This is a genomic window from Micromonospora sp. NPDC049903, from assembly GCF_044460945.1.
Taxonomy (GTDB): Bacteria; Actinomycetota; Actinomycetes; order Mycobacteriales; family Micromonosporaceae; genus Micromonospora.
Map to the genome: position 1 here is coordinate 909006 of NZ_JBITKL010000001.1, position 25533 is coordinate 934538.

The window sequence follows — 25533 nt, forward strand, 5'->3', positions numbered from 1 at the left end:
GTCACACCTCCTCAGAGTCCTGGCCGGCGGGAACGTTGGCCGGCTCCCGCTCGGCGACCATGCGCCGGGTACGCGGGCTCGGGGGTACCTGCAGATCCATTGGCGGCAGCGGGAAGCTGCCCTGCGGCCGGTTCTCGACCTGCTCGGCGACGGTCGGCTTCGGCTGCGGCTTGCGGCTCGGCCAGAACATCGCGGCGAGCAGCACGATCCCGGCCGGGATGCCGATGGCCCACAGGCGACCCGTGGTGTCCCAGTCGCCGATGGTGCGGTACCAGCCCAGGACCACGATCCAGACCAGGCTGATCGGGATCAGCACCTTCCAGCCGAGTCGCATGAGCTGGTCGTAGCGCAGCCGGGGCAGCGTGCCCCGCAGCCAGACGAAGACGAACACCAGCAGGATGACCTTGCCGAAGAACCAGAGCAGCGGCCACCAACCGGTGTTGGCGCCCGACCAGAGGCTGATCGGCCACGGCGCGTACCAACCGCCCAGGAAGAGGGTGACGGTGAAGGCCGACATGGTCACCATCGCCACGTACTCGCTGAGCATGATCAGCGCGAACTTCAGCGAGCTGTACTCGGTCATGAAGCCGGCCACCAGCTCCGACTCCGCCTCCGGCAGGTCGAACGGCGGCCGGTTCGTCTCACCGACGATGGAAATGAAGAAGACGATGAAGCTCGGGAACAGCAGCAGCGCGTACCAGCCGGGTGCCGGGACGTCGAAGCCGAAGAGGTTCACCTGCGTGCCGGTGCCCTGCGCGGCCACGATCTCCGAGGTGGACATCGTGCCGGCGAGCATGAACACCGCCACGATGGACAGCCCCAGCGACACCTCGTACGAGATCAGCTGGGCGGTGGACCGCAGACCACCGAGCAGCGGGTAGGTCGAGCCGGAGGCCCAACCGGCGAGCACGATGCCGTAGACCGCCAACGACGAGAAGGCGAGCACCACCAGCACCGCCACCGGCACGTCGGTGACCTGCAACGGCGTCTGGTGGCCGAAGATGCTGACCATCGGGCCGAAGGGGATCACCGACAGCGCGGTGACCGCGCAGATCACCGAGATGGCCGGCGCGAAGAAGTAGATGACCTTGTCTGCCGACTTGGGGAGGATGTCCTCCTTGAAGGCCATCTTCAGGCCGTCGGCGAGCGTCTGCAGCAGACCGAAGGGGCCGAGCTGGTTCGGGCCCGGCCGGACCGCCATCCGCCCCACCACTCGCCGCTCGAACCAGACGCCCAGCAGCGTGCCGAGCAGGGCGACGACGAAGGCAAAGACGATCTTGCCAAGCACCAGCCACCACGGGTCGTGACCGAAGTCGGTCAGCGACGGCGCCTGGGCGAGGAGCGAGTGACTCACTGGGCCCACCTTTCGTTCCCGACTGCGGGGCTCACTCGCTCCGCTCGTTCACTCCTCGCACTCACTGGTTACCCCCGACGGAGTTGAGCAGCGGGCCCGAACGACCCGCCGCGTCGGCGGCGACCGGCTCGGCCGTACCAGGTGCGGAGACCCGGACCACCGAACCGGAGGTCGCGCCCAGGCTGCGCCGTACCGTCGAGCCGGGCGAGTTGGTGGGCAGCCAGACCACGCCGTCCGGCATCTCGGTGATGGCTGCCGGCAGGGTCAGCGCCCCACGGTCGGTACCCACCGTCACCGGGTCGCCGTCGGCGACGCCGAGCGCCTCCGCGCTGCCCTTGCCCAGCCGGACCACCGGCGGACGGGCGGTGCCGCCCAGGTGCTCGTCACCGTCGATGAGGCTGCCCAGGTCGAGCAGTTGGTGCCAGGTCGCCAGGACCGCCTCGCCGGGCGCGAGGTCCCGGACGGTGCCCGGCTCGACACTCGGGGCGGCAGGACGACCGACCCGGGTCGTCGGCAGGCTGCCCAGCTCGCGCCGTACGGAGAGCACGTCTCCGGTGCCCAGCCGCACGTCGAGCTGGGCGGCGAGCGCGTCGAGCACCCGACCGTCGGTCATCGCGGCGGTGTTCAGGACCGCGTCGAACGGACGCAGCCGACCCTCCCAGTCCAGGAAGCTGCCGGCCTTCTCGACCACCGGGGCGACTGGCAGGACGACGTTCGCCCGTCGGGTCACCGCGCTGGCCCGCAGCTCCAGGCTGACCAGGAACGGCACCGCGTCGAGGGCCTGCTCGGCCAGGCGCGGGTCGGCCAGGTCGGCCGGGTCGACGCCGGCCACCACCAGCGCGCCGAGCCGGCCTTCGGCGGCGGCGGCGAGGATGCCGTCGGTGTCCCGCCCGGCCTGGCTCGGGATCACCCCGGCCGGGATGTCCCACGCCTCGCCCAGTTCGGCCCGCGCGGTCGGCTCGGTGACCATCCGGCCACCGGGCAGCAGGTTGGGCAGGCAACCGGTGTCGACGGCGCCCCGGTCGCCGGCGCGGCGCGGCACCCAGGCCAGCTTCGCGCCGGTACGCGCGGCCACCTCGGCGGCGGCGGAGAGCCCGCCGGGCACCGAGGCCAGTCGCTCGCCGACGATCAGGATCGCGCCCGGGGCGCTCAGCGCCTCGGCGACCGTGGCGTGCTCGGCGAGCACCCCGGCCTCCTCACCCGGCACCACCCGGGCCAGCTTGGCACCGAGCTTCTCCAGGCCACGGGTGGCGAACGGCGCGATCGCGTACACCTTGAGCTTGTTCTTGAGGTAAGCCTTGCGCATCCGCAGGAAGAGGATCGGGCACTCCTCCTCCGGCTCCAGGCCGACCAGCACCACCGCGGGAGCGTTCTCGACGTCGGTGTAGGTGACGTCGGTGCTGCCGGCAACGTTGCTGGCCAGGAAGTCGGCCTCCTCGCGGGAGGCCGGGCGGGCCCGGAAGTCGATGTCGTTGGTGTGCAGCGCGATCCGGGCGAACTTCGCGTACGCGTAGGCGTCCTCGACGGTCAGCCGACCGCCGGTGAGCACCGCCGAACCCTGACCGCCGTCCCGAGCGGCACGCAGCCCCTCGGCGGCGACGCTGAGCGCCTCGCTCCAGGACGCCTCGCGCAGCTCACCGGTGCGCTCGTCGCGGACCAGCGGAGTGGTCAGCCGGTCGGTGGCGCGGGCGTACTGGAAGCCCCACCGGCCCTTGTCGCAGTTCCACTCCTCGTTGACCTGCGGGTCGTCGCCGGCCAGCCGGCGCATCACCTTGCCGCGACGCCAGTCGGTGCGCTGCGCGCAGCCCGCCGAGCAGTGCTCGCAGACGCTCGGGCTGGAGACCAGGTCGAACGGGCGGGCGCGGAAACGGTACTGGGTACCGGTCAGCGCGCCGACCGGGCAGATCTGCACGGTGTTGCCGGAGAAGTACGAGTTGAACGGCACGTCACCTGCGTCGCCCTCCTCGCCGTACTCCTCGTCCCGGTAGATGTTGATCTCCTCGGCGGACGACCGGTTCATCAGGTCGATGAACTTGTCACCGGCGATCTCCTCGGAGAACCGGGTGCAGCGCTGGCAGAGGACGCAGCGCTCGCGGTCGAGCAGCACCTGCGTGCTGATCGGCAGCGGCTTCGGGTACTCCCGCTTGTGCTCGTGGAACCGCGAGTCGGTACGGCCGGTCGACATCGCCTGGTTCTGCAGCGGGCACTCGCCGCCCTTGTCGCACATCGGGCAGTCGAGAGGGTGGTTGACCAGGAGCAGCTCCATGATCCCCTCCTGCGCCTTCTTGGCGACCGGAGAGCTGAGCTGGGTACGGACGACCATGCCCTCGGCCACCGTCTGCGTGCAGGAGGCGACCGGCTTACGCTGCCCCTCCACCTCGACGAGGCACTGGCGGCAGGCACCGGCCGGCGCCAGCAGCGGGTGGTCGCAGAAGCGGGGGATCTCCGTGCCGATCTGCTCGGCGACGCGGATCAGCAGCGCCCCCTTCGGGGCGGTGACCTCGACGCCGTCGATGGTCAGCGTGACCGTCTCGGTCGACTTGGCAACGTCCGTCATTAGTGGGCTCCCACCAACTGCTTGTCGGACAACTTCGGAGCGGTCCGTCCCTCGATGTAGTCGAGGTAGTCCTGCTTGAAGTACTTCAGGGACGAGGTCACCGAGCTGGTGGCACCGTCACCCAGGCCGCAGAACGAACGGCCCAGGATGTTGTCGCAGGTGTCGAGCAGGGTGTCCAGGTCGTCGTGGGTGCCCTGACCGGCGAGGATGCGCCGGTAGACCCGGACCATCCAGTAGTTGCCCTCCCGGCACGGGGTGCACTTGCCGCACGACTCGTGGTGATAGAACTCCAGCCAGCGGTAGGTCGCGTAGACCGGGCAGTCCTGGTCGGAGAAGATCTGCGTGGCCGTGGTGCCGAGGATCGATCCGGCGCCGGCCACCCCCTCGAAGTCCAGCGGCACGTCCAGGTGCTCGGCGGTGAGCAGCGGGGTGGACGAGCCACCCGGCGTCCAGAACTTGAGGTTGTGTCCGGGCTGCATCCCGCCGGCCAGCTCCAGCAGCTCGCGCAGGGTGATGCCCATCGAGCACTCGAACTGGCCCGGGTTGGCGATCCGGCCGGAGAGCGAATAGATCATCGGCCCGGAGGACTTCTCCGTGCCCATGGTCTTCCACCACTCGGCACCACCGAGCACGACGTACGGCACGCTCGCGATGGTGCCGACGTTGTTGACCACGGTGGGGCTGGCGTACAGGCCGTGGGTCGCCGGGAACGGCGGGCGCAGCCGGGGCTGGCCCCGGAAGCCCTCCAGCGAGTCCAGCAGCGCCGTCTCCTCGCCGCAGATGTACGCGCCGGCGCCCGAGTGCACCACCAGGTCCAGGTCGAACCCGGAACCGAGGATGTCGCGCCCGAGGTAGCCCTTGGCGTAGGCCTCGTTCACCGCGTTGCGCAGCCGGCGCGCCGCGTGCACGGCCTCGCCCCGGATGTAGATGTAGGCCCGGCTGGCCCGGATCGCGTACGACGCGATGATCACGCCCTCGACCAGCGAGTGCGGGTCGTGCGTCATCAGCGGCAGGTCCTTGCAGGTGCCCGGCTCGCCCTCGTCGGCGTTGACCACGAGGTAGTGCGGCTTGCCGTCGCCCTGCGGGATGAAGCCCCACTTGAGCCCGGTCGGGAAGCCGGCGCCGCCACGACCGCGCAGCCCGGAGTCCTTGACGAGCTGGATCAGGTCGTCCGGGTGCGCCTTGAGCGCCTTACGCAGCGCGGCGTACCCGTCGAGCTTCTCGTAGGTGCCGATCCGCCAGGCGTCCGGCGACAGCCAGCGCTTGGTGAGTACCGGCGTCAGCTTGGCCAGGGTCTCCGGCCGAGGCGTGGTCACTTCTGAGCCCCCTTGTCGTTCGCGGAGCCCCGGCCACCGCCGGACGACTCCGCCTCGCTGAGGTTGCGCTCCTGAGCCTCGGCGTCGTCGCCGGCAGGCTTGCCGTCACCGGCGGGCCGGTTGGCCGCCGTACCGGCGGCCTCCGCCGCCCGGGCGTCGCTCGACGTGGGCGCCGCCCCGTCGACCGGCACCTTGGTGCCGGGTGCGTCCGGCACGGCCGTCTGGGCGTCCGGCTGCCGGGTCTCGGCGGTACGCACCTGCGGCGACTTGCGGTCCGGCGCGGGTACGTCGGGTGCCGTGGTGCCGGTCGGCGCGGCCTTGGCCGGGGTGGCCGGGGCCGGCTTGTCACCGGCCTTGCCGCTGCGGATCGGGGTGTTCGGGTCGAAGCCCGGCACCGAGATGCCGTGCTGCTCGGCCAGTCGCAGGCCACGCAGACTCGGCTCACCCGGTACGCCGTCGGCGACCGCGCCCTCGCGCTCGTCGGCGAAGCCGGCGAGCTGCACCGCCATCTCCTTGAGCGTGCAGAGGCGGGCACCCCGGCTCGGCGTGGGCCGCCCACCGGCGCGCAGCTCGTCGACCAGACCGACCGCGCTCTGCGGGTCGACCCCGTCGAAGAAGTCGTAGTTGACCGTCATCACCGGGCCGTAGTCACAGGCGGCGAGGCACTCGGCGTGTTCGAGGGTGATCGAGCCGTCCTCGGTGGTCTCGTCGTGCCCGACGCCCAGGTGCTCGGTGAGGGCGTCGTAGACCTCCTGCCCGCCCAGGACGTTGCACATGGTGTTGGTGCAGACGCTGACCAGCCAGTCACCGGTGGGGCGGCGCTTGTACATGGTGTAGAAGCTGGCCACCGCGCCGACTTGGGCCTTGTTCAAGCCGAGCACCTCGGCGCAGAACGCCACTCCGGCCGGGGAGACGTAACCCTCCTCGGACTGCACCAGGTGCAGCAGGGGCAGCAGTGCCGAGCGGGACCGGTCGGCCGGGTAACGGGCGATGATCTCCCGCGCCCGGGCCCGCGTCTGGTCCGTGAAAACAGTCGTGGTCACCGGTCACAACCTCCCATGACGGGGTCCAGCGAGGCGCCGCCGGCGATCACGTCGGCGATCAGGCCACCCTCGGCCATCGCCGGCAGGGCCTGGAGGTTGACGAAGCTCGGCTCCCGGTAGTGCACCCGGTACGGCCGGGTGCCACCGTCGGAGACCGCGTGCACGCCCAGTTCGCCGCGCGGCGACTCGATGCCGACGTACACCTGGCCCGGCGGCACCCGGAAGCCCTCCGTCACCAGCTTGAAGTGGTGGATCAGGGACTCCATCGACTGCCCCATGATCTTGGCGACGTGCTCCAGAGAGTTACCCATGCCGTCGACGCCGATGGCCAACTGCGCCGGCCACGCGATCTTCTTGTCGGCGACCATCACCGGTCCCGGCTCAAGCCGGTCCAGCGCCTGCTCGACGATCTTGAGCGACTCGCGCATCTCGGCCATCCGGACCAGGTACCGGCCCCAGACGTCGCCGTCGGGGTGCGTCGGCACGTCGAACTCGTAGTCCTCGTAGCCGCAGTACGGCATGGTCTTGCGCAGGTCCCAGGCCAGGCCGGCGGAGCGCAGCACCGGGCCGGTGACACCGAGCGCGACACAACCGGTCACGTCGAGCACCGCGATGTTCTTCGTACGCTCCAGCCAGATCGGCTGGCCGGAGAGCAGGTCCTCGTACTCCTTGAGCCGCTTCGGCAGGAGCTTGAGGAAGTCGCGGATCTTGACGATCGCCTCGTCCGGCACGTCCTGGGCGACACCGCCCGGTCGGACGTACGCGTGGTTCATCCGCAGCCCGGTGATGAGCTCGAAGATCTCCAGGATGTACTCACGCTCGCGGAAGCCGTAGAGCATCATGTTGATCGCGCCCAGCTCCATCGCCGTGGTGGCGACCCAGACCAGGTGCGAGGAGATCCGGTTCAGCTCCATCATGAGCACCCGGATGGTGTTCGCCCGCTCGGTGATGTCGTCGGTGATGCCGAGCAGCTTCTCCACCGCGAGCGAGTACGCCGTCTCGTTGAAGATCGGCGAGAGGTAGTCCATCCGGGTCACGAACGTCGAGCCCTGGACCCAGTTGCGGTATTCCAGGTTCTTCTCGATGCCGGTGTGCAGGTAGCCGACGACCGAGCGGGCCTCCCGGACCGTCTCGCCCTCCAGCTCCAGGACCAGCCGCAGCACCCCGTGCGTGGACGGGTGCTGCGGGCCCATGTTGACGACGATCCGACCCTCGTTGATCGGGTCGACTCCCGAGACGAGATCGTCCCAGTCCCCGCCGGTGACGGTGAAGACCCGACCTTCGGTGGTCTCGCGCTCGGTGGCGTAGTTGGACGCGCTCACAGTGCCGACCTTTCGTTCGCGACTGCGGGGCTCCGCTTCGCTGCACTCCTCGCGTTCACTGGTACGACCTCCGCTTGTCGGGCGGCGGGATCTCGGCGCCCTTGTACTCCACGGGCACGCCGCCGAGGGGGTAGTCCTTCCGCTGCGGGTGGCCCTCCCAGTCGTCCGGCATGAGGATCCGGGTCAGCGCCGGGTGGCCGTCGAAGATGACGCCGAACATGTCGTACGCCTCCCGCTCCTGCCAGTCCGCGGTCGGGTAGACCGAGGTGACGCTGGGCAGATGCGGGTTCTCGGCGGAGACGGCCGCCTCCAACCGCACCAGTCGCCGATAGGTCATCGAGGTGAGCTGGTAGACCACGTGCAGCCGGCGCTCGTCGGCACCCAGGTAGTCCACGCCGGAGAGCGAGGAGAGCAGCTCGAAGCGCAGCCCCGCGTCGTCCCGCATCACCTGGCACACCTCGGCGATCCGCTCCGGGCGGATGTGCAGGGTCAGCTCGCCCCGGTCGACCACCACGTTCTCGATCGCGTCGCCGAAGGCCGGGTACGCCTCCTCCAGCGCGTCGTACACGTCGTCGAAGTAGCCGCCGAACGGCCGAGGCGAGTCGGCGAGCTGCGGGCGCGGGCGGACCAGGCCGCCGAAGCCGGAGACGTCGCCGGTGCCCTGGTTGCCGAACATGCCCCGACCGGCGGGCGAGGCCGGTGGGAACTCGGCGGGCGCACCGCTGGTCGACCCGGCCGGCGTGACCGGAACCGGTACGCCGCCGCCCTCGGCTCGCTTGTCGTCAGTCACTTGATCCCCCCGTACGGGTGGAGGTGGTTCTGGGCCTTCATCCAGTTCTCGATCCGCAACTGCTCCTCGCGGCCCTCCCGGACGGCCTTCGTCCACTCGGCGCGGCGGGCCTTGTCGTTGCGGTACGACGACGGCATCGAGCCGTACGGCACGACCGGCACGTCACCGCGCGCCTCGCGGGCCGCCAGCATCTTGCGACCGTTCGGGCCGAGCGGCTCGTGGCCGATCTTCTCGCGCAGCTTGAGGATCGCGTCGATGAGCATCTCCGGCCGGGGCGGGCAGCCCGGCAGGTACATGTCGACCGGCACGACGTGGTCCACGCCCTGCACGATGGCGTAGTTGTTGAACATGCCGCCGCTGCTGGCGCAGACGCCCATGGAGAGCACCCAGCGGGGCTCGGCCATCTGGTCGTAGATCTGGCGCAGCACCGGGGCCATCTTCTGGCTGACCCGGCCGGCGACGATCATCAGGTCGGCCTGCCGGGGCGAGGCCCGGAAGACCTCCATGCCCCAGCGGCCCATGTCGTAGTGCGGACCACCGGCGGCCATCATCTCGATCGCGCAGCAGGCCAGGCCGAAGGTGGCACCCCAGACCGACGACTTGCGCGACCAGTTGACGAGCTTCTCCACCGAGGTGAGCAGGACGCCGGCGGGAAGTTTCTCCTCGATACCCATTGCCGTTCCTCCCTCAGTCCCAGTCCAGACCGCCGCGCCGCCACTCGTAGGCGTACGCGACGAAGACCGCACCGATGAAAATCAACATGGCGACGAATCCGAACACCGGCAGGAGGTCGAAGGAGACAGCCCACGGGTAAAGGAAGATCATTTCCACGTCGAAGACGATGAAGAGCATCGCCGTCAGATAGAACTTGACCGGGAACCGGCTGCCGCCGATCGGCTGCGGGCTGGGCTCGATCCCACATTCGTAGGCTTCGAGCTTGGCCTTGTTGTAACGCCGGGGCCCGGCGAACCGGGCAGCGCCTATCGAGAACAGCGCGAAGGCGGCAGCGAGGGCGAACAGCCCAATGATGGGTACGTAAGGCGAGAGTGACATCTTCTTCTCCTGCTCGTCCTTCCCTGCCCTCGTTCGTTGGCGAAATTCACACTATTCACATCCCACCCGGCGACCGTCGGCGGGGGGTCGACCTGCCTGGTCCGCGCCCCTACACAGCGGGCGCGACCCGGGTCATCGCATTGATCACCCGGTCCATCGCGTCACCGCCACGGGGGTCGGTGAGGTTGGCCAGCAGCTTGAGCACGAAGCGCATCAGGGTCGGGTGGGGCATGCCGTGCTTGGTCGCCACGCGCATGATCTCGGGCCGGCCGATCAGCTTCACGAAGACCCCGCCCAGCCGGTAGTAGCCGCCGAACCGGGTCTTCAACTCCTGCGGGTACGCCATCAGGGCACGCTCCCGCTCGACACCGACCGGACGGGCCAGCGCCTGCACCGCGACCTCTGCGGCCAGCTCGCCGGACTCCATGGCGTACGCGATGCCCTCGCCGTTGAACGGGTTGACCATGCCGCCGGAGTCACCGACCAGCATGACCCCCCGGGTGTAGTGCGGCACCCGGTTGAAGCCCATGGGCAGCGCCGCGCCGAGGATCGAACCCTCGGCGTTGGCCTCGTCGGTCATCCCCCACTCCGGCGGCGTGTTGGCCAGCCAGTCGGTGAGCAGCCGCCGGTAGTTGGTCTTGCCGAATGCCGACGAGGAGTTGAGGATGCCGAGGCCGACGTTGACCCGACCGTCGCCGAGGCCGAAGATCCAGCCGTACCCGGGCAGCAGGGCACCGGTGCCCTTGGCCCGCAGCTCCAGCCACGACTCCAGGTAGTCGTCGTCGTGCCGGGCCTCGGAGCGGTAGTAGCGGCGGACCGCCACACCGATCGGGCGGTCCTCGCGCTTGGCCAGCCCGAGGGCGAGCGGGAAGCGGCCGGAGACGCCGTCCGCAGCGACCACCAGCGGCGCGTGGAAGGTGGCCGGGGCCTTGTCCGGGCCGTCCTCGGCCTCCACGCCGATCACCCGGCCGTTGCCGTCGAGCACCGGGCCGGTCACGTTCACGTTGGTGCGCAGCGTCGCGCCGGCGGCCACCGCCCGCTGGGCGAGCAGGTCGTCGAAGTCGAGCCGGGTGCGGACCAACCCGTAGTTCGGGAAGCTGGCCAGGTCCGGCCAGTCGAGTTCGAGCCGGACGCCGCCGCCGATCACCCGCAGACCTCGGTTGTGCAGCCAGCCGGCCTCCGGTGAGGTGTCCACACCCATCCGGATCAGCTGCCGCACCGCGCGCGGGGTCAGCCCGTCGCCGCAGACCTTCTCGCGCGGGAACTCGGTCTTCTCCAGCAGCAGCACGCGTACGCCGTGCCGGGCCAGGTGGTACGCGGTCGCCGACCCACCGGGACCGGCGCCCACGACGATCACGTCGGCGTCGTTCTCCACCGCGGTCATTCGCGCCTCCTCCCGAGTGCTCGTGAAATGCTTCACAAGCCAGCCGGGACGAGTCTATGACCGACGCCGTACGCTCGGTTTGTTAGGGCGACCTAACATCACGGAAACAGGACACTGACGGAACTCCCGGACGCTGCGGCCATGCGATCCGGGACATCGGAGCAGCCCTATGCGGTGGGGCTGGCGGCGTCCAGACCCGCGCGGATCGTCTCCGGCAGGTGCTCCCGCAACGCGCCACCGGCGGCCCGGTCCAGCGCGGCGAGCACCTCGGACACCACCTGACGCACGTCCGCCGGATCCGCACCGGCCAGATCCCTGAGCTGGTCGACCAGCTCGGCGGCATCATCGGTGGCCACGTGGTTCGCATCCGTCATGCGGGCCAGCTTAAGGGGCAGGCAATACCAAATGACCCCATTCACCTAAATGACGGCGAGAAAGGGGCAAGTCGGGTCAGTCGCGGATGGCCCGGTGCAGCGCCACGATGCCGCCGCTCAGGTTCCGCCACGCCACCTTGCCCCACCCGGCCGCCCCTACCCGCGCGGCCAACGCCGGCTGGTCCGGCCAGGCCCGGATCGACTCGGCGAGATAGACGTAGGCGTCCGGGTTGCTGGACACCGTCCGCGCCACCGCCGGCAGCGACCGCATCAGGTACGACAGGTAGACGGTGCGGAAGGCCGGGTTGACCGGGGTGCTGAACTCGCAGACCACCAGCCGGCCGCCCGGCCGGGTGACCCGCGCCAGTTCGCGCAGCGCCGCGTCGGTGTCGCTGACGTTGCGCAGCGCGAAGGAGATGGTCACCGCGTCGAAGCTCGCGTCGGCGAAGGGCAGCCGGAGGGCGTCACCGGCCAGCAACGACACCTGTGGACGGACCTTCTTGCCCGCGTACAGCATGCCCAGCGACAGGTCGGCGCCGACCGCGTACGCCCCGGAGCGGGACAGCTCCTCGGTCGAGACCCCGGTGCCCGCGCCCACGTCCAGCACCCGGTCCCCGGGACGCAGGTCCAGGGCGGCCCGGGTGGCCCGCCGCCAGAACCGGTCCTGCCCGAAGGAGAGGACGGTGTTGGTCAGGTCGTAGCGGGCCGCGACCCCGTCGAACATCGCGGCGACCTCGTGCGGCTGCTTGTCCAGGCTGGCGCGCTGGCCCTGCGGGGTGCTCACCCCTCCACTCTGCCAGCCCGACCTCCGACCGTTCACCGCCAGGGTCGCCGGTGCCCACCGCACAGACAGTAGGGGCGGGATGGTCGCCCATCCCGCCCCTACTGCCGTGCGTTATGTGAACGGCCCGCGCGGGCCGATTGAGGACCTACCTCAGGAGTTGGTCTTCTCGTCCCCCGGAGCCACCAGGACCACCCGGCGACGACGGGACACCAGGAACATGGCCGCACCGGCGAGCACGACGCCCGCGCCGACGGCGCCGATCGCCCCGGCCTGCACGCCGGTGACCGGCAGGCCACCGCCACCGCCACCGTTACCGGTGGCCGCCACGATCACGGCGAAGTCGTCGCTGTTGTCCGACGGGTCGATGTCGACGAACTCGGACTCCTCGATCTCCCGGACCTCGGCCCGGTCGAAGTCCGGGACGGTCGCCTGCTTGCTGATCCGGGCCTCCGGCTTCAACGCGCCGTGCGCCACGGCCTCCAGCGAGCCGCCCTTGAGGGCCACCGGTGCCTTCACGTCCTCGTCCACCACGACCGGCAGCGGGAGGACCAGCACGGTGTCCTGCTCGAGCACGAAGTCCTTGTCCTCGCAGACCACGGTGCGCTCGGCGCCGGTCTTGCAGCCGTCGATCGGGAAGGCCAGGCTGACGTGCTCGGGCAGCTTGTAGGTCAGCTTGAGTCCCCGTGCGGCCATGTCGCCCTGGTTGGCGACCTCGCCGTAGACGAGGGCGGTGTCGCCGGGGTGCAGCTTCTTGCCCTCCTTGCCGGTCTCGAAGTCGAAGCTGGTCTTCACGTCCGGGACGATGACGCCCAGGTCGACGCCGCTCTCCGGGGTCACCTCGACGTCGAAGGTGACGCTGTTGTTGCTGTCGTCGGTGTCGTCCGGCGACTCGACGGTGATGGTGACCGGGGCCTTGTACGGCCCGGTGGCCGTTCCATCGGGCTTGATCATGAGGAGCGGCAGCTCGATGGTCTCGCCGGGGCCGGGGATCTCGGTCTTGCCCAGCTCGCAGACGAACAGGGTCGGGTCGCTGTCGGTCGTGCACCCGCCCTCGGTGACCGGCACGAACCAGAGCTTGCTGTCGTCCACCTTGGAGGCGTCGACCTTGAGGGAAACCTTGCTCGGGGTGTTCTTGCCCTGATTGGCGACCTTGGCCCAGGCGACCTTGCCCCAGGCACCGTCGGCGACCTTGGTGCCGGCCGAGGTGATCGCCAGGTCGGTCTCGGTGCCGGCGGCGTGGGCCGGTACGCCGAACGCGGCGACCGCGCCGGAGGCGAGCAGCGCGGCCGTGGCCAGGCTCGCGGCACGACGAGTACGGAAGATCATTAAAGGGTCTCCCCCGTGGAGTGGTGAGAAGCGTACGGCCGGGGACGTTAGCCGTCGGCGATCACACGCGCCACCCCGGATCACACCCGCCACAAGCTGCTCAGCTAATGGTCATTTAAGGTTTGTCCGGATTGATGGCTCTTGTTGCCCGAGGGAGCGCGCCCCCGCGCCGCTCCGGCACTACGCTTCGAGCCGGTTGGATGGGCGGGGCGAGCCGTTCGGGTGATCAGCCGAGCGTCGGCACCGTTGGCGAACCGTGACCTTTCCGGGGACCACTCGTGACCTTGGGGAGACTCAGTTCGCCTCGACCAGCGGCAGGGAGCGACCGGCACCGCCGCCGGGCAGCGCGATCGACGAGAAGTGCGACACCACCCGCTCGTCGGTGGGGTCGTCGGCGGGGGTGTGGTGCACGGCCAGTCGCCGGTAGAGCGTGTCCCGTTGCGCCGGGATCCGGTCGGCGGAGCGGATCATCCCGATCAGCTCGTGCAGGTTGGACCGGTGGCGGGCACCCGCCGAGGAGATGACGTTCTCCTCCAGCATGATCGAGCCCAGGTCATCCACGCCCATGTGCAGCGCGAGCTGCCCCACGTCCTTGCCGGTGGTCAACCAGGACGCCTGCAGGTGCGGCACGGTCTCGAAGAAGAGCCGGGCCACCGCCACCAGGCGCAGGTACTCCAGCGTGGTCGCCTGGGTCCGGCCCTTGAGGTGGTTGTTCTCCGGCTGGTACGTCCACGGGATGAAGGACCGGAAGCCCTGGGTGCGGTCCTGCACGTCGCGGATCATCCGCAGGTGCTCGATCCGCTCGGCGGCCGTCTCGCCGGTGCCCATCATCATCGTCGCGGTCGACTCGACACCCTGCCGGTGCGCCAGCTCCATGACCTCCAGCCAGCGCTCGCCCGACTCCTTGAGCGGCGCGATCGCCTTCCGCGGGCGCTCCGGAAGCATCTCGGCGCCGGCACCGGCGATCGAGTCCAGCCCGGCGGCCTTGATCCGGGCGATGGCCTCGTCCAGGCTGACGTCGGAGACCTTGGCCATGTGCAGGATCTCGCTCGGGCCGATCGAGTGGATGGCGAGCTGCGGGTACGCCTTCTTGACCGAGGAGAACAGCTCCTCGTAGTACTCCACCCCGTAGTCCGGGTGGTGGCCGCCCTGGAGCATGACCTGGGTCGCGCCCAGCTCGACCGCCTCGCCGCAGCGGCGCAGGATCTCCTCGGTGGGGTGGGTCCACCCTTCGCTGTGCTTCGGAGCACGATAGAAGGCGCAGAACTTGCACGCCGTCACGCACACGTTGGTGTAGTTGATGTTGCGGTCGATCAGGTACGTGACGACGTTGTCCGGGTACCGCCGACGGCGTACCGCGTCCGCGGCCTCGCCCAGCGCGTGGAAGGGCGCCTCGGTGTAGAGCAGCAGCGCCTCCTCGGGCGTGATCCGCCCACCGTCCGCGCCACGCTGCAGGATGTCGTCGATCTCCCGGCTCGTCGTCACGCCACCGAGCCTACGTCGCGACTCCCACCGACCACCCCCAGGCCCGTCCGGAGATGCCGCACACCACAAGCGCGGCCTCGATGAGGCGATCGGACACACACAGGTGGCCCAGACCGTCACTTTCTGACGAATAGCAGCCTGAGAGGAGGTACATTACGTGTGAATGGGGATTGGAGTTGAGCCAGTCGATGCTGCTGCGCTTCCGGGCGACCAACTTCGCGTCACTACGTGACGAGGCCGAGCTGAGCCTCATCGCCACCGATGAACATCCCGGTGTCGCCACTCGGCCAGTCCCGCGCGAGAAGCTGGACGTCCTACCCGTCGTCGGCATCTTCGGACCGAACGCGTCGGGTAAGAGCAACATCATCAAGGCCCTGGAGTTCGCCGGCAACGCAGTGCAACTCTCCCATCAGAGGTGGCTTCCGGAGGAACCGATCCCCGGTCGATGGCCGTTCAGGCTCGACCCGACCAGTGCGAGTCGGCCCAGCGAGTTCGTCTTCGACTTCGTGGTCGACGACGTGCGGTACGAGTTCGGCTTCTCGCTCGACGACGAGGTGATCCAGCAGGAGTGGCTGTACGCGTTCCCCAAGGGACGCCGGCAGGTCTACCTCGAACGCCAGGGTGGATCACTGCATTTCGGAAACAACCTCGCTGGGCCGCGCGAGCTGATCGCGGACACCGTGCGCCCGAACAGCCTCTTCCTGTCCGCGGCCGCCACGCACAACCACCCCCAGCTCAGCAGGATCTACCGCTGGTTCAGTTCGCGACGGATGATCACCCACGATGCGGGCACGTCGAGCCGCTTTCCTCCAGGAACGCTCCCGGACGAACGGATGCTCGCGCTACTCCGCTTCGCCGATCTCGGCATTGTCGGCGCGACGGTCGTCCGACCCGATCCACGACCCGCCATCGCGCAGGAGCTTCCTCGGATCGAGTTCCTTCACTCATCTGCGGTCGAGACCGGCGAGGCGCCCCTGCCGTGGCAGTGGGAGTCGTCCGGCACGCGTAGCTGGTTCAGCCTGCTGCAACTGGCGATACGTGCTCTCGACGCCGGTGGACTGCTGGCCGTGGACGACCTCGGCAGCGAGTTGCACCCGCATCTCACCTCCGAGCTGATCCGCATGTTCCACAGACCGGAGAGCAACCCATCCGGTGCGCAGCTCGTATTCAACAGTCACGATGTCGGCCTACTCGGCCGCCACCGGTCCGCACGTCTTGACCGAGACCAGATCTGGCTCACGGAGAAGGACGCCAGTGGCGCTACCCGCCTCTACCCCTTGACTGAGTTCCGAGTCCGCGGCGGCCTCGACGATGTCGAGGGCAGGTACCTCAAGGGCCGCTACGGAGCAGTCCCCTTTCTCGATCATCAGATACTCGACCTTCTCCAGCCACCGGACCACGCGGCGTGAGCAAACAACTCTAGACACCAGCACTTTGGGCATTGAAGTTCCAAGTTCAGTGGCTAGAGTTCGGCCATGCCGTTACTCGACCGCGCCACCTCCAGGCAGACCAGGCGATGAGGCGTCGCAACAAGCCTTTGCGGCGTCAGCCTGGGCGCCGGGAGGAGCGGAAGGCATATCTGATCTGCTCGGAGGGCGAGAACACGGAGACTCTCTACTTCAAGGGTCTGCGCCGGGAACTTCGAGCCGGAACTGTCCGGATCGAGGTCTTCTCTGGCAAGGGCCAGCCCTACGGCGTCGTCCAGAAAGCGCTCACCGAGGCTGAACGGGCCGCCGCCGGCGGAGAGCCCTATGACGAGGTGTGGTGCGTCTTCGACGTGGAGGCACCGGATCCCCATGCTCAACTAGACGCCGCACTCGGATTGGCCAAGCAACACCGCATCCACTGCGCCGTCTCGAATCCCTGCTTCGAGGTCTGGCTCCTGTTGCACTTCGAGAACCTGCCCCACCTCACGACCGATGAGGCGTGCCGCAGGCTTGAACGGCATCCCTGCGGATACCGGAGGCGAGACAAGGGATTGAACTTCGAGGCCCTTCGGTTGGGGCGAGCGGAGGCAATCCGACGGGCCAGTCAACTGGACCGCCAGCAGGTCGGCAGGAGTCTGCCCGAACGTAACCCGTCGACGTCGGTGCCGCTCCTGGTCACGGCGCTCGAGTCGGACGCTGGGCCAGCAGCACGTGCAGCATCGAAGGATTGAGGAGCCGCAGATGCCGATGCACCCGATCGAAGTCGATGACGACGTGTACGCCCTGCTTCAGCAGCATGCACGGCCTTTCGTCGACCAGGAGAACGACGTACTCCGCCGATTGTTGGGTTTGGATGGCAGCCCGACAGCCGTCGCCAATCGGGTAAGTGGTGGGGATCTTCGCGCGCTGATCGATGCCAAACTCCTGGCACCCGGCGACGAACTCGTTCATATCCAGACGCGGAAAGGTCTGACCCACCGAGCGGTGGTCACGGCCGACGGCAACATCCGACTTCCTGATGGATCGACCTATGCCAAGCCGTCACCCGCGCTCAAGGCCTGCGTGGGGCACGACATCAACGGCTGGGGTCAGTGGATCCATGCACAGAGCCGCGAATCACTCCAGTCGCTGCGTGAGGCGCTGCGGGAACGGCAAGCAGACTGAACTCGCACGAGACCGGGGCCGCCCGCATCCCTCGGGACACGAACGGCCCCGTCGGGCCTCGACCTGGTCGGATCAGGAGCGGTACGCCGCCAGCAACATGGTGTACGCGGCGTGCCCTTCCGCGTTCGGGTGGAAGGTCTCGGTGAGGCGGGTCAGGTTGACCCCGTGGATGAACGGCTTGGGGCTGCACGCCTCGTACCCGGCGAGCACCGGACGCATGTCGACGAAGGTGACGCCGGCCCGGCTCGCCGCCGCACGGGTGCCCTCGGCCACCGCGTCGGCGTTGCCGTTCATGAAGGTGCGCTTGGCGGCACTGGGGCTGATCGCGCCGCAGGAGCCGGTCGGGGCGACCAGCCTCGGGTAGCCGAGCACGACCACCTTCGCCTTGGGCGCCCGGCGCTTGATCTCGCCGTAGAGGCCGGCGAGCTCGCCCACCATCTGGTTACGGGCGTAGTACGAGGAGTACATGGTGGCGGTCTCGCAGTACCACTCGCTCTCGGTGAGGCAGCCCGTCGCCACCGAGGAGAACTGCGCGTCGTTGCCGCCCACCGTGATGCTGACCAGCGCGGTGTTGCTGCTCAGCGCGGAGAGCTGCTTGTTGCGCACGTCGGCCATGGTGGCGCCGCTGCAGGTGACGTCCTTGAGCGTGTACCCGCCGACGCTGGAGGCCAGCAACCTCGGGTAGCTCCTCGGACTGCGCAGACATGCGCCACTTGCCGAGTCGTACGGGAAGGCCCCGACGCCGGAGGCGTACGAGTCGCCGAGTGCCACGTACTCCTGGGGGGCTGCGGCGCGGGCGGGTGCACCGACGACCGCCTCCATGGCGATGAACGCCATGGCTGCGGCAACCACCACCGAGGTGAATTTGCGCATGGCTTCCTTTCTGACTGTGAAGCCGGAACTGGCCGGGATGGCCGCATCAGCGCTCCTCCACAGCGGACCAAGTCGGTCCAGCCATCGAGAACCAGACGATGCTCTCGTTCATCCCTCGGCGCCACAGACGGTGCGAAGCCCACGTATGTTCAGATCCCGGTCGGCGATCTTCCGACCGAGCGGGTGACGCGGGTGGGCGTCAGGCGTCGTAGTCGACGGTGACGGTGTCGGTGACCGGGCTGGACTGGCAGGTCAGCACGTAACCGGCGGCCACCTCGTCGGGCTCCAGCGCATAGTTGCGGGCCATCTCGACCCGGCCGGAGACCACCTTCGCGCGGCAGGTCGAGCAGACGCCGCCCTTGCAGGCGTACGGCAACTCGCTGCGGACCTTCAACGCCGCGTCCAGGACCCGCTCGTCACGGCGCATGGTGAAACGCGACGACCGGCCGTCGAGCAGGATCGTGACCTCGGTGCCGGTGCCCGGCTCGTCGCCCGGGCGGCGGACCGGATCCGGTGGCGCGTCGACATGGAACAACTCGGTGTGCACCGCCGACTCGACGACGCCCCGCCCGACGAGCACCGCCTTGGCGTCCACCACGAGCCCGTACGGGCCACAGAGGAACCACTCCTCGATCGCGTCGCCGGGTACCACGGTGTCCAGCAGCCGGCCCAGCCGCGCGGCGTCGATCCGCCCGGAGAGCAACGGCGACTCGGTCTCCTCCCGGGACAGCACGTGCACCAGGTGCAACCGGGTCGGGTAGCGGTCCTTCAGGTCGGCCAACTCCTCGGCGAACATCACCGAGTTGGCCGTGCGGTTGCCGTACACCAGGGTGAAGGTGCTGGCCGGCTCGACGGCCAGGGCGGTGGCGACCAGCGACAGCACCGGCGTGATGCCGGACCCGGCGACCACCGCGCCGTAGCGGCGGACCCGGTCCGGAGCGAACGCGGTGCCGAAGTGCCCCAGCGGCGGCAGCACCTCGACGGTGTCGCCGCGCCGCAGCACCCCGCACGCGTACGCCGAGAACGCACCGCCGGGGATTTCCCGCACGCCGATCCGCAGCCGCCCGTGCCGGGCCAGGTCCTGCGGCGTGGAGCAGATCGAGTACGACCGGCGCACGTCCTGGCCGGCGTCCCCGCCCACGTCGGCGGGCAGCCGTACGGTGAGGTGCTGCCCGGCCTGGAAGGCGAAGGTCTCGCGCAACTCCTCGGGTACGTCGAAGGTGATCGCGACGGCGTCGGAGGTGAGCCGGTCCACCGCGACGACGGGCAACGGGTGGAACACCGGGCGACGGCGGACCGGACGGGTGATGGTGACAGTCACAGCGCCTTCACATGGTCGAAGGGTTCGGAACAGGAGCGACAGCGCCACAGCGCCTTGCACGCGGTGGAGCCGAAGCGGCTGAGCTGCTCGGTCTCCGGTGAACCGCAGCGCGGGCAGCGCACGGCGAGAGTCAGCGGGACCACGCCGTCGCGGGATGCCGCCTGCGGTGGGGCGATGCCGGCGGCGGCCAGCTTGGCCCGTCCGGCGTCGCTGATCCAGTCGGTGCTCCAGGCCGGGCTGTGCACCGTACGCACCTCGGCGTCCGGGTGTCCGGCGGCGGCCAGCGCCCGCCGGATGTCGGTCCGGATGACGTCCATCGCCGGGCAGCCGGTGTACGTGGGGGTGATGGTCACCACGACGCGGCCGGTCGCCGGATCCTCCTCCACCGCGCGCAGGATGCCGAGGTCGTCGATGGTGACCACCCGGATCTCGGGGTCCACCACCGACGCGACGGCCACGCGCGGATCGGTCATCGCGACGGTCCGTCCGTGCTCACCAGCGCGCCCCGGGGTGGGCCCGGTGCAACACCTGGGCCTCGGCGAGCAGGTACGACAGGTGTTCGGTGTGCACACCGTCCCGCCCACCGGCCGGCGCCCAGGCCGACTCCGGCACGGTGAGGGTCGCCTCGGCGAGCACCTCGGCGACCGTACGGCCGAACTCGTCCCGCAGGGTGGCCGGGTCGACCGGGGCGTCCGGCCAGGGGCTGAACAGCTCGTCGGCGTACGGCCAGATCTGGTCGATCCCGGCCTGCATCCGCCGGTGCGACTCGGCGGTGCCGTCACCGAGCCGCTTCACCCAGAGCGCGGCGTGGTCGAAGTGGTAGGCGGACTCCTTGCGGGCCTTGCCGCCGATCGCGGCCAGCCGCTCGTCGGAGCAGCCGGCCAACGCGGTGTAGAGCGGAAGCTGGTACGCCGACAGCACGAGCAGCTTCGCCATGGTCACCGCGAAGTCGCCGTTCGGCAGCTCGACCAGCAGACAGTTGCGGAACTCCCGGTCGTCGCGCAGGTACGCCAGCGCGTCCTCGTCCCGGCCCGCGCCCTCCAGCTCGCCCGCGTACGTCAGCAGCAGCCGGGCCGCGCCGAGCTGGTCGAGGGCGATGTTGGCCAGCGCGATGTCCTCCTCCATCTCGGGAGCACGGGTGGTCCACTCGGCGAGCCGCTGCGCCGCGATCAACGCGTCGTCGCCGAGCGCCAGGGTGAAGGCGAACGGACCGTTCACAGGTGCGCCACCCCGTCCGGCACCTCGTAGAAGGTGGGGTGGCGGTAGACCTTGTCGGCCGCCGGGTCGAAGAAGGCGTCCTTCTCGTCCGGGCTGGAGGCGGTGATCGCCCCGGCCGGCACCACCCAGATCGACACCCCCTCCTGGCGGCGGGTGTAGAGGTCCCGGGCGTTACGCAGGGCCAGCTCGGCGTCGGGCGCGTGCAGGCTGCCCACGTGCGTGTGCGACAGCCCCCGCCGGGCCCGCACGAAGACCTCCCAGAGCGGTGCGGATTCCCTCACGCTGCCACCTTTTCTTTGTTGCGCCGCTTCGCCGCGTACGCCTCGGCTGCCTCGCGCACCCACGCGCCGTCGGTGTGCGCCTGGCGTCGGTGCGCCATCCGCTCCCGGTTGCACGGCCCGTTGCCCTTGATCACTCGCATCAGCTCGGCGTAGTCGGGCTGGGTGTAGTCGTACGCCTGGCGCTGTTCGTTCCAGCGCAGGTCCGGGTCGGGGAGGGTGAGCCCGAGAGCCTCCGCCTGGCCGACACACATGTCCACGAAGCGCTGCCGCAACTCGTCGTTGGAGAAACGCTTGATCTTCCAGGCCATCGACTGGGCGGAGTGGGTGGAGTCGCCGTCCGGCGGGCCGAACATGGCCAGCGACGGGTACCACCAGCGGTCCACCGCGTCCTGCGCCATGGCCCGCTGGGCCGGGGTGCCGTGCGCCAGCACGTGCAGGATCTCGTAGCCCTGGCGCTGGTGGAACGACTCCTCCTTGCAGACCCGGATCATGGCGCGGGCGTACGGGCCGTAGGAGCAGCGGCAGAGCGGCACCTGGTTGACGATCGCCGCGCCGTCCACCAGCCATCCGATGGCGCCGACGTCGGCCCAGGTCAGAGTCGGGTAGTTGAAGATCGAGCTGTACTTCTGCCGGCCCTCCAGCAGGAGCTGGACCAGCTCGTCCCGGCTCACCCCGAGGGTCTCGGCGGCGGCATAGAGGTAGAGCCCGTGACCGGCCTCGTCCTGCACCTTGGCGAGCAGGATCGCCTTGCGCTTGAGCGAGGGGGCCCGGCTGATCCAGTTGCCCTCCGGCTGCATGCCGATGATCTCGGAGTGCGCGTGCTGGGCGATCTGCCGGATCAGCGTCCGCCGGTACGCCTCCGGCATCCAGTCGCGCGGCTCGATCTTCTGGTCGGCGTCGACCACGGCGGTGAAGTACGCCGCCAGGTCCGTTCCGGGATCGGCGTCCGCCCGGCCCCGTTCCGCCGCGGCCCGCAGTGCCGCCTCCGCCGCCTCGACCTCGCCGAGCAGGCCGCCGGGCGGGTCCTCGCCCGGGAAGTCATTGCCATACATGGACTCAGTGTTACAGCTTGCAACTTGCGACACCAGAGGGGTGTCATAGAAATACGAGATACCCGAGCGTTACCAGGTACACGCCACGGGTAGCGCTCGCGGCTATGAACTGGGTCACAAACGAGCGGCAAATCCTCGCAACAGCCGCGTAGCGGGTTCTTATCCCGCCTTCACGGCGAGTTGACCGGTGTCGGATCCTGGCGTCGCACGAATCCGGACGTAGACTTCGCAGGTCACACCGATCGGTGCAGGACGATCGCGAGCCGATGGGGCACCTCCCCCGCCCCGCAAGCGATCCACACCGGTCAGTCCTGGCAAGAAGCCGGTCCCCCGGCCCTGACATCTGGAGCTCACCCGCTCATGCGATCTCGCGTGATCATGGTGTTCGCCGTCACGGCGGTGCTACTCGGCGGCGTCATGCTGGTGCCGGCCGCGTACGCCCGACTCAGCGGCGACGAAGCGAACGCCGCCCAGGAGAGCGTCGCGGCCCCGCCGCCCGCGCCACCGCCGCCGCCGACCCTCGCTGCGGGCACGGTGTCGGTCGACTTCGAGGGCGAGTTCTTCTCGTGGGCGCTCATGGATCGCGAGTCGGGCAAGATCTCCGGCTCGAAGAACATGGCCGCGACCAGCTCCACCGAGTCGATGATCAAGGCCTGGATCGTCGCCGACTACCTGCGCCAACTCGGCGACGAGGAGCCGACGGCCGCGCAGAAGAAGGCGGCCAGCAAAGCCATCCGGGACAGCGACGACTCGTCGACCAACTACGTCTACCGCATGGCCGGCGGCTCGTACGCGGTGCCGGCCGGCGGCCAACCCGGCCCGGTGATCAAGCGCGCGATCAGCATCTGCGACCTCACCGACACCAAGCGGGGCAACATCAAGGGGTACGAGGGCTGGTGGAGCTTCACCCGGATGTCCCCGCGCGACGCGGTCCGACTCGGCGACTGCATCGCCGACGGCCGGGCAGCCGGCCCGAAGTGGACCGAATGGCTGCTCTCCGAGATGAGCAAGGTGCGTGGCACCACCGCCGACAAGGACCAGCACGAGGAAGAGGGTTGGGGCGGCGGCCGGTGGGGCATCATCGACGGTCTACCTGAGTCGATCACCAGTCAGGGCCCGGTCGGCATGAAGAACGGCTGGACCCGCCTCTATTACGACCGCAACTGGCACGTCAACTGCCTCGCGGTCACGGAGAAGTGGAGTCTGGCCGTCATGCTTCGCTATTCGATCGCCGAGAAGCTCGACTACGGGGCCGACGTCTGCGCCAGCGTCGCCGCCCAGTTGGTGACCCCACAGCCCGGCGGTGCGCTCAAGGTCCCGCAGCAGCCGGTCGGGAAGCTCTGATGGCCACCCGTAAGCGCGACCGGGAGGGCGGAACATCCCCGCTACGGCTCGTCGCGATCGCCTGCGTCCTGCTCGGGCTGGTCCTGGTCTCCCTGCGTCTGCTTCCCGGCTCGCCCTTCGAGTCCCGCGCCGCCGCCGAGTGGGGTCGATCCGAGCCGCCGGTGTCCCGCGCCGGCTCGCTCACCGACCGCCACACCCGCCCGTCGCCCTCGCCCAGCCCGTCGCCGGAGCCCGAGCCGCTGCCGTTCGCGGCGAAGCAGCTCGACCTGGACATCGACGGCTGGTACGGCTGGAGCGTGCTGGACCGCCGCTCGGGCGAGATCATCGGCTCGGACAACATGGACGAGACCAACACCACCGCCTCGCTGATCAAGTCCTGGGTCGTCGCCGACTACCTGCGCCGCACCGCGAACGCGGGGCAGACGCCGAGCGACGCGAAGCTCGACGACCTGACCAGGATCATCCGGGACAGCGACAACACCCGCACCGAGCAGCTCTACACCCAGATCGGGCGGTCCGCGTCGATCAAGCGGCTGCTGTCGGTCTGCGACCTGACCGACAGCAAGGTCTCCAGTGACCTCGGCTGGAGCCGCACCGAGCTGTCTCCCCGCGACACCGCCCGGCTGGGCAACTGCATCGCCGACGGTCGGGCCGCCGGCCCCGAGTGGACCAAGTGGCTGCTCAAGGAGATGCGCCTGGTACGCGGTGCCGGCGACTTCGGCATCCGCAAGGCGTTCCCGGCCGACGAGGCGAAGCGGATCGCCATCAAGAACGGCTGGGTGGACCGCACCCAGGAGCAGGAGATCCACGTCAACTGCCTGGCGGTCGGCGACACCTGGACCATGGGCGTAATGCTCCGTTACCCCATCAGCAAGGGCTACGAGTACGGCATGGACAACTGCCAGGAGATCACCGAGGCGCTGCTGACTCGTACCTGATGGTGCGGGACGGGCTGACGCGTACCTGATGGTGCGGGACGGTCAGCGGCCGACCGCAGTGCCGGCGGCGACGTGCGGCGGTGGCTCGACTGCCGCGCTGCCGTCGGTTCGGGGTGCGGTCAGCGGGTGAAGAAGGCCGGTCCGCCGGCCGGCAGCGCGGGGGCTTCGCCGATCTCGGCGGCCCGGCGGGCGAACTCCCGGAGCCCGGCGACCTGACGCTCGCCGAGCGAGAAGTCCAGGGTCCGGAAGTACTCGGCGAGGGTGGCCGCGTCGAAGGGCTCCCAACGGGCCGCCGACTCGGCCACCTGGTCCAGCTCGGCCAGGCACAGGTCACGCGAGCGCAGGAACGCCTCGTGCACCTCCTTGACCAGGCCGGGATGGGCGGCGGCGAAGTCACGACGGACCGCCCAGACGGCGAAGACCATCGGCAGCCCGGTCCACTCCCGCCAGGCCAACCCCAGGTCGGTCACGGTCAACCCCTGCCGGGGCGCTTCGTACATGGCCCGCAGCGCCACGTCACCGATCAGCACCGCCGCGTCGGCCTCCAGCAGCATCTGGGTCAGGTCCGGTGGGCACCGGAAGTACTCCGGGTCGACGCCGTACCGCTCGCGCAGCAGCAGCCGGGCGAGCAGCACACCGGTCCGCGAGGTGGATCCGAGCGCGATCCGGGCCCCGTCGAGGTCGGCCAGCGGGCGGGTGCTGACCAGGTTGACCGACAGCACCGGGCCGTCGCTGCCGACCGCCAGATCCGGCAGGAGCAGCAGTTCGTCGGCGTGCCGCAGGTACTCGACCAGGGTGATCGGCCCGATGTCCAGGTCACCGGCGACCAGCGCGGCGCTGAGCCGGTCCGGCGAGTCCTTGTGCAGGTCGACGTCGAGCAGCGCGCCCGAGCGCATCAGCCCCCAGTAGATGGGAAGGCAGTTGAGGAACTGGATGTGCCCGACCCGGGGGCGGGCGACGCGCTCGACCATGCCCCGACCGTATCGCCGCCCGACCCGATCGGCTCAGCGAGCCGCCCCGGAAGTGGCCAACCCCGCACCCCCGACCAGCCCGGCCCCGGCCGCGGCCCTTGCCCCGGCGCGGGATGCGAGATGCGTCCGTTTGTTAGGAGGGGTCCCCTGTACGAC

25 protein-coding genes are annotated in these 25533 nt (G+C 69.6%); 5 read left to right on the forward strand and 20 right to left on the reverse strand.

Features of this window, described 5'->3' with window-relative positions; translation table 11 throughout:
* Position 1 precedes the first annotated feature (1 nt).
* From nuoH to mqnC, 13 genes are all read right to left on the reverse strand, one after another.
* Positions 2-1354 carry an NADH-quinone oxidoreductase subunit NuoH gene (gene nuoH, locus ACIBO1_RS03820; protein WP_396741125.1) on the reverse strand — a complete coding sequence of 451 codons (1353 nt, stop codon included), beginning with the start codon at positions 1352-1354 and terminating at the stop codon, positions 2-4.
* Positions 1355-1415: 61 nt separating this feature from the next.
* The gene (locus ACIBO1_RS03825) at positions 1416-3911 is read right to left on the reverse strand and encodes an NADH-quinone oxidoreductase subunit G (protein ID WP_396741127.1); all 2496 of its coding nucleotides are present in this window, start codon (positions 3909-3911) and stop codon (positions 1416-1418) included.
* A complete protein-coding gene (gene nuoF, locus ACIBO1_RS03830) occupies positions 3911-5227 on the reverse strand; it encodes an NADH-quinone oxidoreductase subunit NuoF (RefSeq protein WP_396741129.1) in 1317 nt (438 codons plus the stop codon). Before nuoF ends, ACIBO1_RS03825 begins: the two co-directional genes overlap by 1 nt.
* A complete protein-coding gene (nuoE, locus tag ACIBO1_RS03835; RefSeq protein WP_396741131.1) occupies positions 5224-6270 on the reverse strand; it encodes an NADH-quinone oxidoreductase subunit NuoE in 1047 nt (348 codons plus the stop codon). Before nuoE ends, nuoF begins: the two co-directional genes overlap by 4 nt.
* Positions 6267-7592, reverse strand: a complete 1326-nt coding sequence (locus ACIBO1_RS03840) for an NADH-quinone oxidoreductase subunit D (protein ID WP_131054079.1) — start codon at positions 7590-7592, stop codon at positions 6267-6269. Before ACIBO1_RS03840 ends, nuoE begins: the two co-directional genes overlap by 4 nt.
* Before the next feature lie 55 nt (positions 7593-7647).
* Positions 7648-8382, reverse strand: coding sequence for an NADH-quinone oxidoreductase subunit C (locus tag ACIBO1_RS03845; protein WP_396741133.1), 735 nt, complete (start codon positions 8380-8382; stop codon positions 7648-7650).
* Positions 8379-9056: an NADH-quinone oxidoreductase subunit B family protein gene (locus ACIBO1_RS03850; protein ID WP_117229654.1), complete on the reverse strand. Its 678-nt coding sequence runs from the start codon at positions 9054-9056 to the stop codon at positions 8379-8381. Before ACIBO1_RS03850 ends, ACIBO1_RS03845 begins: the two co-directional genes overlap by 4 nt.
* Positions 9057-9069: 13 nt before the next feature.
* Positions 9070-9435 (reverse strand): NADH-quinone oxidoreductase subunit A, encoded by a 366-nt coding sequence (locus ACIBO1_RS03855; protein ID WP_350697428.1) that lies wholly within the window; start codon positions 9433-9435, stop codon positions 9070-9072.
* A gap of 109 nt (positions 9436-9544) precedes the next feature.
* Positions 9545-10819, reverse strand: coding sequence for a geranylgeranyl reductase family protein (locus tag ACIBO1_RS03860; RefSeq protein WP_396741135.1), 1275 nt, complete (start codon positions 10817-10819; stop codon positions 9545-9547).
* Positions 10820-10986: 167 nt separating this feature from the next.
* Positions 10987-11193 carry a hypothetical protein gene (locus ACIBO1_RS03865; RefSeq protein WP_396741137.1) on the reverse strand — a complete coding sequence of 69 codons (207 nt, stop codon included), beginning with the start codon at positions 11191-11193 and terminating at the stop codon, positions 10987-10989.
* Positions 11194-11269: 76 nt separating this feature from the next.
* Positions 11270-11977 carry a demethylmenaquinone methyltransferase gene (locus ACIBO1_RS03870; protein WP_396741139.1) on the reverse strand — a complete coding sequence of 236 codons (708 nt, stop codon included), beginning with the start codon at positions 11975-11977 and terminating at the stop codon, positions 11270-11272.
* 150 nt (positions 11978-12127) lie between these two features.
* Positions 12128-13303, reverse strand: a complete 1176-nt coding sequence (locus tag ACIBO1_RS03875; protein WP_396741141.1) for an LPXTG cell wall anchor domain-containing protein — start codon at positions 13301-13303, stop codon at positions 12128-12130.
* Positions 13304-13597: 294 nt separating this feature from the next.
* Positions 13598-14788 carry a cyclic dehypoxanthinyl futalosine synthase gene (gene mqnC, locus ACIBO1_RS03880; RefSeq protein ID WP_396741143.1) on the reverse strand — a complete coding sequence of 397 codons (1191 nt, stop codon included), beginning with the start codon at positions 14786-14788 and terminating at the stop codon, positions 13598-13600.
* A 176-nt stretch (positions 14789-14964) separates the two neighbouring features.
* Here mqnC and ACIBO1_RS03885 point away from each other — a divergent pair, with 176 nt between their 5' ends.
* The 3 genes from ACIBO1_RS03885 to ACIBO1_RS03895 all read left to right on the forward strand — a co-directional run bounded on the left by ACIBO1_RS03885 (position 14965) and on the right by ACIBO1_RS03895 (position 17379).
* On the forward strand, positions 14965-16197 hold the full coding sequence (locus ACIBO1_RS03885) for an ATP/GTP-binding protein (protein ID WP_396741145.1): 1233 nt from the start codon (positions 14965-14967) through the stop codon (positions 16195-16197).
* Positions 16198-16304: 107 nt separating this feature from the next.
* Entirely contained in the window at positions 16305-16946 is a 642-nt protein-coding gene (locus ACIBO1_RS03890) for an RloB family protein (protein WP_396741147.1), read from the forward strand.
* A 10-nt stretch (positions 16947-16956) separates the two neighbouring features.
* A complete protein-coding gene (locus ACIBO1_RS03895) occupies positions 16957-17379 on the forward strand; it encodes a hypothetical protein (RefSeq protein WP_396741149.1) in 423 nt (140 codons plus the stop codon).
* A 72-nt stretch (positions 17380-17451) separates the two neighbouring features.
* Here ACIBO1_RS03895 and ACIBO1_RS03900 read toward each other — a convergent pair whose 3' ends face one another.
* From ACIBO1_RS03900 to paaA, 6 genes are all read right to left on the reverse strand, one after another.
* Positions 17452-18252 carry an SGNH/GDSL hydrolase family protein gene (locus ACIBO1_RS03900; RefSeq protein WP_396741151.1) on the reverse strand — a complete coding sequence of 267 codons (801 nt, stop codon included), beginning with the start codon at positions 18250-18252 and terminating at the stop codon, positions 17452-17454.
* Positions 18253-18451: 199 nt separating this feature from the next.
* Positions 18452-19573 carry a 1,2-phenylacetyl-CoA epoxidase subunit PaaE gene (gene paaE / locus ACIBO1_RS03905; RefSeq protein ID WP_396741153.1) on the reverse strand — a complete coding sequence of 374 codons (1122 nt, stop codon included), beginning with the start codon at positions 19571-19573 and terminating at the stop codon, positions 18452-18454.
* Entirely contained in the window at positions 19570-20046 is a 477-nt protein-coding gene (gene paaD, locus ACIBO1_RS03910; RefSeq protein WP_396741155.1) for a 1,2-phenylacetyl-CoA epoxidase subunit PaaD, read from the reverse strand. The genes paaE and paaD overlap by 4 nt, the downstream gene beginning before the upstream one ends.
* A 19-nt stretch (positions 20047-20065) precedes the next feature.
* On the reverse strand, positions 20066-20791 hold the full coding sequence (gene paaC / locus ACIBO1_RS03915; RefSeq protein WP_396741157.1) for a 1,2-phenylacetyl-CoA epoxidase subunit PaaC: 726 nt from the start codon (positions 20789-20791) through the stop codon (positions 20066-20068).
* A complete protein-coding gene (paaB, locus tag ACIBO1_RS03920; RefSeq protein WP_396741159.1) occupies positions 20788-21072 on the reverse strand; it encodes a 1,2-phenylacetyl-CoA epoxidase subunit PaaB in 285 nt (94 codons plus the stop codon). Before paaB ends, paaC begins: the two co-directional genes overlap by 4 nt.
* Complete coding sequence (gene paaA, locus ACIBO1_RS03925) at positions 21069-22124, reverse strand: 1,2-phenylacetyl-CoA epoxidase subunit PaaA (protein ID WP_396741161.1); 1056 nt, start codon at positions 22122-22124, stop codon at positions 21069-21071. Before paaA ends, paaB begins: the two co-directional genes overlap by 4 nt.
* Before the next feature lie 360 nt (positions 22125-22484).
* On the opposite strand from paaA, the gene ACIBO1_RS03930 reads away from it, so the two are divergent.
* Together ACIBO1_RS03930 and ACIBO1_RS03935 are read left to right on the forward strand one after the other, a co-directional pair.
* Complete coding sequence (locus tag ACIBO1_RS03930) at positions 22485-23468, forward strand: hypothetical protein (RefSeq protein WP_396741163.1); 984 nt, start codon at positions 22485-22487, stop codon at positions 23466-23468.
* Positions 23468-24406 carry a serine hydrolase gene (locus ACIBO1_RS03935; protein WP_396741165.1) on the forward strand — a complete coding sequence of 313 codons (939 nt, stop codon included), beginning with the start codon at positions 23468-23470 and terminating at the stop codon, positions 24404-24406. The genes ACIBO1_RS03930 and ACIBO1_RS03935 overlap by 1 nt, the downstream gene beginning before the upstream one ends.
* A gap of 119 nt (positions 24407-24525) precedes the next feature.
* Here ACIBO1_RS03935 and ACIBO1_RS03940 read toward each other — a convergent pair whose 3' ends face one another.
* Complete coding sequence (locus tag ACIBO1_RS03940; RefSeq protein WP_396741167.1) at positions 24526-25377, reverse strand: menaquinone biosynthetic enzyme MqnA/MqnD family protein; 852 nt, start codon at positions 25375-25377, stop codon at positions 24526-24528.
* Between the last annotated feature and the right edge of the window lie 156 nt (positions 25378-25533).